Annotated in this window: 9 protein-coding genes and 1 other RNA gene; 8 read left to right on the top strand and 2 right to left on the bottom strand. The window is 60.7% G+C overall.

Features of this window, described 5'->3' with window-relative positions:
- Positions 1-66: 66 nt before the first annotated feature.
- The 4 genes from ACH2CW_RS15965 to ACH2CW_RS15950 all read left to right on the top strand — a co-directional run bounded on the left by ACH2CW_RS15965 (position 67) and on the right by ACH2CW_RS15950 (position 7,620).
- Positions 67-2,133 (top strand): ATP-binding protein, encoded by a 2,067-nt coding sequence (locus ACH2CW_RS15965; RefSeq protein ID WP_395059941.1) that lies wholly within the window; start codon positions 67-69, stop codon positions 2,131-2,133.
- Positions 2,130-2,606, top strand: a complete 477-nt coding sequence (locus ACH2CW_RS15960) for a response regulator (RefSeq protein WP_395059904.1) — start codon at positions 2,130-2,132, stop codon at positions 2,604-2,606. The genes ACH2CW_RS15965 and ACH2CW_RS15960 overlap by 4 nt, the downstream gene beginning before the upstream one ends.
- Positions 2,607-2,796: 190 nt before the next feature.
- Positions 2,797-7,317 (top strand): CHASE domain-containing protein, encoded by a 4,521-nt coding sequence (locus ACH2CW_RS15955; protein ID WP_395059902.1) that lies wholly within the window; start codon positions 2,797-2,799, stop codon positions 7,315-7,317.
- 21 nt (positions 7,318-7,338) lie between these two features.
- Complete coding sequence (locus tag ACH2CW_RS15950; protein ID WP_395059900.1) at positions 7,339-7,620, top strand: hypothetical protein; 282 nt, start codon at positions 7,339-7,341, stop codon at positions 7,618-7,620.
- 160 nt (positions 7,621-7,780) lie between these two features.
- Here ACH2CW_RS15950 and ACH2CW_RS15945 read toward each other — a convergent pair whose 3' ends face one another.
- Together ACH2CW_RS15945 and ffs are read right to left on the bottom strand one after the other, a co-directional pair.
- Complete coding sequence (locus ACH2CW_RS15945; RefSeq protein WP_395059898.1) at positions 7,781-7,987, bottom strand: hypothetical protein; 207 nt, start codon at positions 7,985-7,987, stop codon at positions 7,781-7,783.
- Positions 7,988-8,157: 170 nt separating this feature from the next.
- An RNA gene (gene ffs, locus ACH2CW_RS15940) (signal recognition particle sRNA small type) lies at positions 8,158-8,254 on the bottom strand.
- An 82-nt stretch (positions 8,255-8,336) separates the two neighbouring features.
- Here ffs and dnaX point away from each other — a divergent pair.
- The 4 genes from dnaX (at position 8,337) to ACH2CW_RS15920 (ending at position 11,763) form a co-directional block, all read left to right on the top strand.
- Positions 8,337-10,211 (top strand): DNA polymerase III subunit gamma/tau, encoded by a 1,875-nt coding sequence (gene dnaX / locus ACH2CW_RS15935; protein ID WP_395059896.1) that lies wholly within the window; start codon positions 8,337-8,339, stop codon positions 10,209-10,211.
- 29 nt (positions 10,212-10,240) lie between these two features.
- Positions 10,241-10,573 carry a YbaB/EbfC family nucleoid-associated protein gene (locus ACH2CW_RS15930; protein WP_188708493.1) on the top strand — a complete coding sequence of 111 codons (333 nt, stop codon included), beginning with the start codon at positions 10,241-10,243 and terminating at the stop codon, positions 10,571-10,573.
- 75 nt (positions 10,574-10,648) lie between these two features.
- Entirely contained in the window at positions 10,649-11,275 is a 627-nt protein-coding gene (gene recR, locus ACH2CW_RS15925) for a recombination mediator RecR (protein WP_395059893.1), read from the top strand.
- 74 nt (positions 11,276-11,349) lie between these two features.
- On the top strand, positions 11,350-11,763 hold the full coding sequence (locus ACH2CW_RS15920) for an MAPEG family protein (protein ID WP_395059891.1): 414 nt from the start codon (positions 11,350-11,352) through the stop codon (positions 11,761-11,763).
- Positions 11,764-11,774 lie beyond the last annotated feature (11 nt).

Genomic DNA, 11,774 nt, shown 5'->3' with positions numbered 1-11,774 from the left:
CGCATTCCCTCTTTGCGGTCAAGCCTTGTCAAACTGGTAGCGGGATGCCTGCTACCGACAGCGCTGGTGGCTGCCGGTCTGCTGTATTACGACTACCAGCGAGCCCGCGACCAATTGGTCAGGGATTCCCTGTCATCTGCCCGCGCACTGATGCTGGCGGTTGACAGGGAGTTTGAAGGCGTCGAGAGGTCTCTGCGCGCGCTGTCCACCTCGCCATCGTTAAAGCGCATGGACTTGCCCGCGCTTCACGACCAGGCAATGCAGGTGCTGGACGGCCATTACATCAACAACATCGTGCTGATTGACGCCGCCGGACAACAGCGGCTTAATACGGCCCGGCCCTATGGTGAGGTGCTGCCCGGAGCCACGAACCTGTTCCAGCTTGAGCGCGTGCTGGGCGGTAGCGGGGTTGATATTTCCGATATTTTCCTGGCGCCACTTCCCGCGAGATTGGCGATCAATGTGGCCGTTCCTGTTTACCAGGGTACAAAAGTCACCCATTCTCTGGCGGGGGTTGTTGTGCCGGAGCACTTGCAGAAAATACTGGTTGACCGGAATTTCTCCCCGGACCGGGTTGTTGCGATTCTGGATGCATCGGGACACATCGTGGCCCGTTCGCGTGAAATTCGGCGCTTTATCGGACAAAGCGCGACGCCAATCTTGGTGAAGCGGCTCCAGGAAGTGAACGAGGACATATTGGAGGCGGTGACGCGCGAGGGCATCCCGGTCTTGACGGTGTTCGCAAAATCGCCATCTTCCCGCTGGGCAGTTGCCATCGGTATTCCGATCGACAGTCTGTCGGCTGATTTGCGCCGATCCCTTGGGCTGTTGGCCGGGTTTTCGGTGCTGCTGCTGGCCGCCAGCCTCGGCATGGCGTGGTGGATGGGCGACAGAATTGCCCGATCCATTCAGGCCTTGAGGGCCCCCGCCCAGGCACTGGGTTACGGTCAAAAGGTGGATGTGCCCGCGCTGCCTATCCGGGAAGTCGATGAGCTTGGCCGAGCCATCTCCAAGGCTTCGACGATACTGGCTGCGGCCGAAGAGGCGTTGACCAGCAGCGAAGCGCGTATGCGGGGCGTTGTCGAGTCGGCCATGGACGCCATCATCACGGTTGACGAAGCGCAGCGCATCGTTTTGTACAACAAGGCTGCCGAGCGGATATTCGGCTGGTCGCATGCGGAGGTTCTGGGAGAGCGACTGGAAAAACTGATACCAGAGCGGTTCCGCGTCCAGTACGCCAGTCCCATGACGCATTTTTCGGCTGCGGATGACACCTCAGGAGGCATGGGCGATGGCACCCTCGTGTATGGATTGCGCGCCAGTGGGCAGGAGTTTCCCATGGAGGCGTCGGTCTCGCAATTGGAAACCACCGATGGCAAGCTCTTTTCAGTGATCCTGCGCGATGTCACGGTCCGTTTGCGTGACCAACAGGCACTGGAACGCAGCAACCTTGACCTGCAGCAATTTGCCTATATCGCCTCGCACGATCTCAAGACACCGCTCCGGTCCATAGGCGGGTTTGTGCAGATTCTTGAGAAGGAATACGGCGACAAACTTGATGAACGGGCCCGTGGCCTGATCGGGCGCACGGCCGCCGCAGCGCGGCGCCTGGAGTCGCTGACCGAAGACCTGCTGTCCTATGCGCGGGTCAATTCTGAGGTTCGGCCTTTTGCCCGCGTCAAATTGCGAGAGGTTGCCGACGAGGTTGTCCTTCTGCTGGATGCCGCCATTCAGGCCAGTGGTGCGCAGGTCAATGTCGGCGAGCTCCCCGACGTCATGGGCGACCGCACCCAGCTGGCGCAACTTCTGATGAACCTGGTCGGCAATGGCATGAAATACTGCAAGGGCAGGGCACCTCTTGTGCATATTTCTGCCACCCGTGACGAGGAAATGTGGCTGCTTTCGGTGGCCGACAACGGCATTGGCATCGACAGCAAGCAGCATGAGAAAGTCTTCGAGGTGTTCACGCGTTTGCACTCCCAGCAGGAGTACCCGGGAACCGGCATCGGTCTGGCCGTGTGCCGCCGCGTCGTGGAGCGCCATGGCGGCAAAATATGGATAACATCGGTTCTTGGTGAAGGAAGCACCTTTCACTTCACCCTACCTGTTACCCCGGAAAGTGGTCAGCCATGAAAGTTACCCCTCTCGCAGAAAGCAGAATCGCCGAGATATTGCTGGTGGAAGACAACGAAGACGACGTTTTCCTCACGCGGGAAGCTTTTGATGCGGCCAGTCTGCGTGTGCATTTGCATCATGTCGACAATGGCGTCAAATGCTTGCAGTTTCTGCGCAAACAGGGGGACTACGCCGCAGCGCCCAGCCCGGACCTGATCCTGCTGGACATGCACATGCCGGTGATGAATGGTTTTGAGGTGCTGTCGGAAATTGTGAAAGACGAACAACTGCGCCATCTGCCGGTGGTCGTGCTGACCACCTCCTACGAGGCTGCCGACATCCAGAAAATGTATGGCCTGCGCTGCAACTCCTACATCACCAAGCCCGTTGATTTCGGTAACTTTGTCAAAGTCATCGGTGAACTGGCGGGTTACTGGTTGACGGTGGTGGTGGTGGTGCCAGAGCCTGGAATTTCTACCACTTCGATGTGAAGTTGGGCCGATGGAGTTGCCAACTGATTTTTGTAGCGCCAACACAGCGTAGAGGCGGGGGCACAACGCCTGATTATTTTTTGAACTGGGCAGATGCTGGCGCCAGCCCCGGGCCAGGCACTTTCTTGTTGCCTGGCCCCCCAGTGTCCTCTTTCGCCACTGATTCGAGCCGATGGATTCATGCTCCCCCATGCTGATTAACTTTTTCAAAAACGAGCGGCGCATGGCGCATGCCCTCGCCGCTGCCATTTTTTTTGCGGGCCTGGTGTTGAGTCTGGCCTTGGGCTTTGGTCTGCAACGGGCCCTCCATGAAGACACCAATTTGCGTTTTGAGCGACAGGTGGAGCTTATCGAGTCGGACATCCGCAGACGCATCGACCAGACGGTGTATGGCTTGCGCGGCGCGGCGGGTGTGTATGCGGCCAGCAAGCGGGTAGGGCGAGCGGATTTCCGCGCTTATGTGGCTTCGAGGGATTTGCCCCGGGAGTTTCCGGGTGTGCGGGGTTTTGGCTTTGTCCAGCGGGTCATGCGCGAGGAGTTGGCCCGCTTTGAAGCTGCCGAGCGGCTCGACGATGCACCCGATTTTTCGGTCCGCACTTCGGGTCAGGCGTCTGATCTGTATGTCATCAAGTTCATCGAACCGATCGCCAACAATCGCGCGGCTTGGGGTTTTGATCTGGGCGCCGAGTCCGTCCGCAGGCAAGCCATGGAAAAAGCAGTTCGGTCCGGTGAGCCGGTGCTCAGCAGCCGTATCACGCTGGTTCAAGACGGCAAGCAAGGACCCGGCTTTCTGTATCTGCTGCCTATTTATTTTCCCGGAACCTATCCCTCCACGCCAGAGGCTCGGCAGCTTGCCCTGCGTGGCGTGGTTTATTCGCCGATTGTGGTGGCCGAGGTACTGGCTGGCACGCCCGATATCAGTGGTGGCCAGATTGACTTTGAACTGTTTGACGGTGAAACGGCTGAGCCCGGCAACCTCGTTTTCAACTCTGTGGGGCAAACAAGTCTGACCGCAAAAAAAGCGGGTGAAACTGGGGCCACCGTTTCGCGTTTCGAGACCTTGCGTCCCATGGTGATAGGGGGCCGGCCGCTGACCTTGCGTGTCTGCAGTTCTCCCCAGTTTGATGCCCAGGGGCAAGATCACACGCCATGGCTTTTCGCACTGGGCGGCATACTTCTGAGCGTGTTGTTGTCCATGACGGTCTGGTTGCTGGCCACCGGGCGCTTGCGCGCCGAGGCCTTGGCAAAAAGCATGACCAGTGACCTGGATCGATTGGCCAAGGTGGTGCAACACACATCAAACGCGGTGTACATCACCAATCGGGACCAGAGAATCACCTGGGTGAACGACGGTTTCAGCCGGACCTATGGCTACACATTCGAAGAGGCTTCCGGCCTTCGTCCTGGCGAACTGCTGGGTAGCGGTAAGACGGACCCCAGGACCATGCAAGTTTTGACGGCCGCCCTCAGAAACGGCCAAGGGTGCCGGGTTCAAATCATCAATCGTAAAAAAGATGGGCGGGAGTGCTGGATCGACCTGGAGGTGCTGCCGACCTATGACGCGACAGGCAAACTCAGCGGTTTCATGGAGGTCGGGCTGGATATTTCGCTGCGCAAGCAGGCAGAGGAGCATTTGCGGTCCAGCAAGGCATTTCTGGACCGCGCCGAGCGTATCGCCGGGGTAGGGGGCTGGGCGGTCGATTTGCGCCAGCGCACGGTGCAGTGGACGGATCAAAACTGCCGCATCTACGGACTGGTTCCTGGTTTTCAGCCTGCATTTGGCGAACATTTGAAATACTTTGACATGGAGAGCCGGCGCATCATCGAGCAAACCGTCCAGCAGGCCATCCGTAGCCGCAAGCCGTGGGACCTGGAGCTTCCCATGGCAACAGCCGATGGTCGGCAGATCTGGACCCGGTCCGTGGGTCAGGTGGAGTACGAGGGTGAGCAAGCGGTGCGTCTGGTCGGCGCCTTGCAGGACATCACGGCGAAACGAGCGATTGAAGAGCAATTGCGCACTGCCAACAAACTGCTGCAAGCCGTGCTCGATAACCTGCCCTGCGGACTGAGTGTTTATGACGGCCAGATGCGGCTCATTGCCCACAACGCGGAGTACCGCCGGCTGCTGAGTTTACCGGACAGCCTGTTCAACACGCCGAACCTGGGCTTCGAACACATCGTCCGGCACAACGCGCTGCGTGGTGACTATGGCGACGGGCCGGTGGAGCGTATCATTTCCGATATCGGTGCGCGGCGCAGCGTACCGACCGAGCATCAGCTCCTGCGCACGCTTCCCAGCGGTATCACCCTGGATGTGCGCGGGTCCCCCATGCCGGGCGGGGGTTTTGTCACCACCTACGTGGACGTGAGCGCCGCGAAAGATGCCGAGGAAGCCCTGCGCCTGAGCGAGGAGAGACAACACCGTGCGTTTGTCGCTTCTGGGGTGGTGCTTTGGGACTTTGATCTTGAAACCGGTCAGGTTTATCTCTCGGACAATTGGGCCGATCTGGTGGGGGGGGCTGGCGGCACCACCGTGACCACCTTGCAGGCACTGGTGGCGTTGGTTCCACCGGAGGATCAGCTTGCGATTCGGGATGCCTTTGTGCCGGTACTCAAGGGTGCTCAGGAGAGTTATTCGGTGGAGCACCGTATTCGCAAGGCCGACGGAACGAACGCATGGGTGCTCAGCGTCGGGCAGGTCACCCGGCGTGATGCCAGCGGACGGGCGCTGCGCGCCAGCGGTACCAACCAGGATGTCAGCGCACGTAAACACGCACAGATCGAGCAGCAAAAAGCCGCCGCAATCACCAGCGCTACGCTGGATGCGACCGAAGACGGCATCCTCGTGATCAACGCGCAGCGGGAAATGGTGCTTTTCAATCAACAGTTTCTGGACCTGTGGCGCTTCCCAGAAGAAGTGGTTAAGCGCGGCAACAGGGAGATGACGCTTTTTGCCATGAAGCAGCTCAAAGACCCTGCCGGATTTTTGGCAAAAGTTGAAGAGCTGTACCGCACGCATTCTGCGGAGAGTAGTGATGTCCTGGAATTTACGGACGGACGCATTTTTGAGCGATATTCCAAACCGCATATGTTGGGCTCGCAGACCTATGGCCGCGTGTGGAGTTTTCGTGACGTGACCGCCCGCAGAGCGGCCGAAGCCGAGCTCAAGCAGGCCAAAGACGCTGCCGATGCCGCCAATCGGGCCAAGACAGATTTTCTGGCCAACATGAGCCATGAGATACGGACGCCGCTCAATGGTGTGATCGGGCTGACCCGATTTCTGCTGGAAGAGAAACTGAGTGCGATTCAGCGGCAATATGCCGAACTGATCGATGGCAGCGCGCAGTCGCTGTTGATACTGATCAATGATTTTCTGGATTTCTCGAAAATCGAGGCGGGTGAACTGGCTCTGGAGAACGTGGCTTTTGACCTGCTCGGCCTGTTGGGTGAGGTATCCCGTCTTTACGCCCTTCGCGCGGCTGAAAAAAACCTGGACTTCAAACTGGACATCGACGCCAGTGTTCCCGCCTGGGTGCGCAGCGACCCGACACGCATCCGGCAGATCATCAACAACCTGTTGGGCAACGCGCTGAAATTCACCGCCCAGGGGCAGATCGCCCTGGCGGTGAGTGCCAGCCCCGCCGGCGCGGACGGCCTGTTGCTGCGGATCGCTGTCGCGGACACGGGAATAGGCATCTCCAAGGAGGTGCAGGAAAAACTTTTTACCCGGTTCAGCCAAGCCGACAGTTCGACCTCCCGGCAATATGGTGGTACCGGGCTGGGCTTGGCCATTGTCAGGCAACTGAGTGAGCTGTTGGGTGGGCAGGTGGAGTTGCAAAGCGTGCCCCAGCAGGGCTCGACTTTTCTTGTCCATCTTCCGGTGGCCCTGGCTGAGGCCAGGACGCGGGAGACCGTTGCCTCCTCCGTGGTCGCCGGCAACATGCGCGCGCGCATTCTGCTGGTTGAAGACAACCCCACCAACCAGGTCGTGGCGCTGGGCGTGCTGCGCCGGCTGGGTTATACCGAGGTGTCGGTCGCTTTCAATGGGCGGGAAGCGGTGGATATGGCTCTGAGCCGCCCCTTCGACGCGATTTTGATGGATTGCCACATGCCCGAGGTAGACGGCTACCAGACGACCCACTTACTGCGTGCGAGCGGCTGCAGCGTGCCGGTCATCGCCATGACAGCCAATGCCATGAAAGGCGACCGTGAGAAATGCCTTGCGGCGGGGATGAACGATTACCTGACCAAACCGGTTGAAAAATCTGCCCTGGCTGCGGCCCTTGACGTCTGGCTGCGCCATTTCCCCGCAGACCCCGCTGATGCCTCCAACTCGGCCCTTGAATCATCCGCACCGAGTCCCAAACCCTCGGTGCGTGTTGTGTACGATCAGACCGAGGTGGCGCAAAGATTCAAGGGCGACGAGGCCTTGCTGCCCTTGGTGATGGCGTCATTTTTTGAGCACACCCCTGGGTTGATCGTCAAGCTGGAGAACGCCGTTCGTCAAGGCAATTTTCAGGACGTGTATCTGTATGCGCATGCGGTGGGCGGTTCGGCCGCAACCGTGGGGGCGCGGGCCATGCGTGCCACTGCCGGGGCGCTGGAGAAACACGGCCACGACAACCATGCAGAACCGCTTGACCGCTTGTTTGCTCAACTGGAGAAAGACTTTCATGAATTTCAAATCGCCGTCGCGGCGCATCCTGCCTGAAACACGGGCCGGAGCGGGCTCATGATTGTTCGTTTTCACATCGACCCTGGCGAGCATGGCAGGCTCGAATACCGCGTGAGTTATGAAGGTGAAGAACTGTTCGGCGATGCCGGCCTGCACAGCGTGGAGCAATGTATCGTCGCCGCCACCGAAGGCCTGGGTCAGGACGCGGTGGCTGCAGAGGTGGCCTACCGGGGCATTGTCAGCGGTACCTATGCGCTGGCCTCACTCGCCCTGATGTCGGCGCAGATCGCCGAACATGCCTTGCAAACCACAGCGGCGATCGAAGAGGTGCTGAGCTAACTCCGCTGCGACCCTGGGCTCAGGGCGCCAGATGCCTGGATGACGTCGATGCCCGAACAGGACACCATCAACAAGGAGCACCATCAACAAGAGAGGCAACGCCGGCGATGGGGCCGGCACGGGCGGGCGCCCGGAAAACGCACCAGGGAAACGTGTGGTGCTAGATCTCCCCTCGACGCTGTTCGAAGTAATCACTCCACACCTGCAGACGTGCCGACTCGACGTGCAGCCGCAGAAAGTCGCCTTGTGCGACATTGGACAACTCGTAGATCGCCTCCAGTCGCTGAGACTCCGCCTTGATCAGCTGGCCCAGTGCTTTCAGGTAGCGGGCCAGTTCCTCGTGGGTTGGTTTTTCGGATGTTTTCATAGGGAAAATTCTAGGCAAAACCCTAATAGGGAGAAAGCCAAAAACGCAGGCTGGCGCCACCTGCGTTTGTAGGAAATTGTCCAGGTACTCGAAAAATGTGAACTTTTTGGCGACGCCCCAAGAGGCCGCACAAATAAAAACAGCGCATGCGAAATGCGCTGTTTGAAGAAGGTGACGGACCTTGACCCCGGCACTGGCTCGACAGTTAGGGCTGCTTGGTTCCCCATCTGACCCGGTTGGCCGCTTCACCATGCGGGAAGGCCCGTCGCTTTGTATTGTAAGGGCAGGGGCCGGGACTTAAAGGGGGCGTCGGAAAAAGCCCTGCGCCGCGCGCTTTAGAATCGATCGCATGTCTTACCTCGTGCTTGCCCGCAAATACCGGCCCCGGAATTTTTCTGAGATGGTCGGGCAGTCACATGTGGTGCAGGCGCTGGGCAATGCGCTGACGACGCAGCGCCTGCATCATGCCTACCTGTTCACCGGCACGCGAGGCGTCGGCAAGACCACCATCTCGCGCATCCTGGCCAAGTCGCTGAACTGTGTCGGTCCGGACGGGCAGGGCGGCATCACCGCCACGCCCTGCGGCGTCTGCCAGGCCTGTAACGATATTGACAGCGGGCGTTTTGTTGATTACACCGAACTCGACGCAGCCTCGAATCGCGGCGTTGACGAGATCGCACAGTTGCTGGAGCAGGCGGTTTACAAACCGGTGATCGGGCGCTTCAAGGTCTTCATGATCGACGAGGTCCACATGCTGACCAACACGGCCTTCAACGCCATGCTCAAGACGCTGGAGGAGCCGCCCGAGTACCTGAAGTTTGTGCTGGCCACGACCGACCCGCAGAAGGTGCCGGCCACCGTGCTGTCGCGCTGTCTGCAGTTCAATTTGCGGCCAATGGCGCCTGAGACCATTCTCGAACACCTGGGCCAGGTGCTGCAGACGGAGAATGTCGCATCGGAACCGCAAGCCCTGCGTTTGCTGGCACGTGCGGCGCGCGGCTCCATGCGTGATGCGTTGTCGCTGACTGACCAGGCGATTGCCTTTGGCTCCGGCCAACTGCAAGAGGCCAGCGTACGGCAGATGCTGGGCAGTGTGGACCGCAGTTATGTGTTTCAGCTGCTCGATGCGCTGGCGCGCGGTGACGGCAAAAGCGTGGTCGAGACCTCCGAGGTGTTGCGTCTCAATGGCCTGAGTGCCGCATCGACACTGGAAGAAATGGCGACGGTGCTGCAACGCATGGCAGTGCTGCAGGCGGTTCCGGGCATGGACGCGGGCGACGATGCCTCCGACCCCGACATCGCGGCGACGGCGCGGCTGGCGCAGGCCATGCCTGCCGACGAGACGCAGTTGCTCTACAGCCTGTGCCTGCATGGCCGGGCCGAGCTGGGCCTGGCGCCCGATGACTATGCGGCGCTGACCATGGTGCTGCTGCGCCTGCTGGCCTTCAAACCTGCCGGTGCTGCGTCCACCACCTCGGGGAGCGCCGTCGAGCCCCCAAAAAAGCCGCAGCCTGAGCCGATCCGGGCCACGGTTGCGGCCGCCCCGCCCCTGCGGCCGGCCGCTGCACCGGCTCCGGTGTCGGCCGTGGACGCACCGGCTGCCCGTCAGAATTTTGAATCAAATCGGCCTCCAGCCCCTATCCAGCAAGCGCCAACAGCTCCTGATTTTGTAGCGGCGGGAGTGCGGCAGACGCCGCCCTGGGAAGACGAATTGCTGGCAACGCCGGCACCTGCAGCCGAGGCAGCGCCCTCACGGGAGCCCCTAGCGGCGGCCGCACCTGCCCCGGCGACACCGCCGCCGGACAGCCCCTTGGGCGACGAATGGACGGCGCTGGTCAACCGCATGGTGGCTGCCGAGATGATTGCGGCGCTGGCGCGTGAACTGGCGCTGCAGTCCGAGTTGCGCGCGCAGGCGAACGGCGTCTGGACCCTGCGTGTGGAGCGCGAGTCGCTGAACCAGGCTGCCGCGCGCGACAAGCTGCAGGCAGCGCTGCAGGCTGCGCTGCTGGACAGCGGTCAGACACCCCGGCTCACGGTCGAACTCGGCCCGGTCGGTGACTCGCCGGCGCGGCGCAATGCCGCCGCTGCGCTGGAGCGCCAGCGCCAGGCCGAGGAGACCATACAGAACGACCCGTTTGTGCAGGACATGATGCGCGACTGGGGCGCCAAAATTGTCCCCGGCAGCGTCAAGCCGCGCTCGCCCGCTGCCGCCAAGCCGATATGATTGACGACAAGTTTTAAAGGAAAAAATCCATGTTCAACAAAGGACAACTCGCCGGCCTGATGAAGCAGGCGCAGGCCATGCAGGACAACCTGAAAAAAGCCCAGGACGAGCTGGCCTTCATCGAAGTCACAGCGGAATCCGGCAACGGCATGGTCAAGGTCACCATGACCTGCAAACACGATGTCAAACGTGTCGAGATCGACCCCAGCCTGCTGGGCGAGGACAAGGACATGCTCGAAGACCTGGTGGCTGCGGCCTTCAATGCAGCAGTGCGCAAGGCCGAAGACCTGAGCCAGGAAAAAATGGGCAAACTCACGGCGGGCATGCCGGGCCTGCCCGGCGGCATGAAGCTCCCGTTTTGATAATTTCCGTTCGCATTGAGCTTGTCGAAATGCAGGCTTCGACAAGCTCAGCCCGAACGGTGAAATACATCCACCATGGCTGACTCCAATGCGCTTGAAGGCCTGACCCAGGCGCTGCGGCGCCTGCCGGGCGTGGGGGCCAAGTCAGCGGCGCGCATGGCGTTTCATTTGCTGCAGCATGACACGCAGGGCGCGCTGCAGATCGCGCGCGCACTTGAGCATGCGGTGCACAGCGTCAAACACTGCACCCTGTGCAACACCCTGACCGAACGCGACATCTGCAGCACCTGCGCGAATCCCGAGCGCGACCGCAGCAAACTCTGCGTGGTCGAAACCCCTGCCGACCAGGCGGCGCTGGAGCGTACGCTGGCCTACCGCGGCCTGTACTTTGTGCTGATGGGCAAACTCAGCCCGCTCGACGGCATCGGGCCGCACGACATTGGCCTGCAAAAACTGTTTGACCGGGTGGTGCCACGGGACGCGCGCGGCGAGCCCGTTGCCGTGGACGCGCGCGAGGTGCAGGAGGTGATTCTCGCGACCAATTTCACCGGCGAAGGCGAGGCCACGGCCCATGTCATTTCGCAGGCGCTCAGAAGCCGCAGTGTGCAGGTCACGCGGCTGGCGCGCGGCGTGCCGGTGGGCAGCGAGCTCGAATATGTGGATCTTGGCACCATCGCCCATGCGCTGGTCGACCGGCGCTAGTTTTTTGAGTGCACATTCGCACGGCAATCGTCAATCTTCAACCTCCTCTCGATCCGACCCCAGAAAGGCTTTACATGACATACGCACGTTTCACGGTTGCCTACTGGTGCTTGCTGGCGGTGGCGCTGCTGCCGATTGCCTGCGCCGCGCTGGCCAAATGGGGCAAGATGACCACCCCGCCGAACAAGGGAGGGTACGACAACAACAACCCGCGTGCCTGGCTGGCGCGGCAAACCGACTGGCGTGCCCGCGCCAACGCGGCGCAGGCCAACACCTTTGAAGCGCTGCCCTTTTTCTTTGCCGCCGTGATCATTGCGCATCAGTTGCAGGCTTCGCAGGTCCGCCTGGACGTGTTTGCTTTTGTGTTTGTGGTCTTGCGCATCGCTTACGTGATGATGTACGTGGCAGACATGGCGAAAAGCCGCAGTGTGGTCTGGTTCTTTGCCTTGCTGGTCAACGTCGGCATTCTTTTTCTGGGCTACCGGTAACGTCTGGTAAC

The sequence above is a fragment of the Polaromonas sp. genome, assembly GCF_043778355.1.
Taxonomy (GTDB): domain Bacteria; phylum Pseudomonadota; class Gammaproteobacteria; order Burkholderiales; family Burkholderiaceae_C; genus Polaromonas.
Note: the sequence above shows the minus strand (reverse complement) of the source record. Positions and strands in the feature narration are given on the sequence as shown.

Bases quoted from the DNA above. Each gene is read 5' to 3' on its own strand.
- ACH2CW_RS15960 (WP_395059904.1), top strand. From the start codon at position 2,130: ATGAAAGTTACCCCTCTCGCAGAAAGCAGAATCGCCGAGATATTGCTG.
- ACH2CW_RS15955 (WP_395059902.1), top strand. From the start codon at position 2,797: ATGCTGATTAACTTTTTCAAAAACGAGCGGCGCATGGCGCATGCCCTC.
- ACH2CW_RS15950 (WP_395059900.1), top strand. From the start codon at position 7,339: ATGATTGTTCGTTTTCACATCGACCCTGGCGAGCATGGCAGGCTCGAA.
- ACH2CW_RS15945 (WP_395059898.1), bottom strand. From the start codon at position 7,987: ATGAAAACATCCGAAAAACCAACCCACGAGGAACTGGCCCGCTACCTG.
- dnaX (WP_395059896.1), top strand. From the start codon at position 8,337: ATGTCTTACCTCGTGCTTGCCCGCAAATACCGGCCCCGGAATTTTTCT.
- ACH2CW_RS15930 (WP_188708493.1), top strand. From the start codon at position 10,241: ATGTTCAACAAAGGACAACTCGCCGGCCTGATGAAGCAGGCGCAGGCC.
- recR (WP_395059893.1), top strand. From the start codon at position 10,649: ATGGCTGACTCCAATGCGCTTGAAGGCCTGACCCAGGCGCTGCGGCGC.
- ACH2CW_RS15920 (WP_395059891.1), top strand. From the start codon at position 11,350: ATGACATACGCACGTTTCACGGTTGCCTACTGGTGCTTGCTGGCGGTG.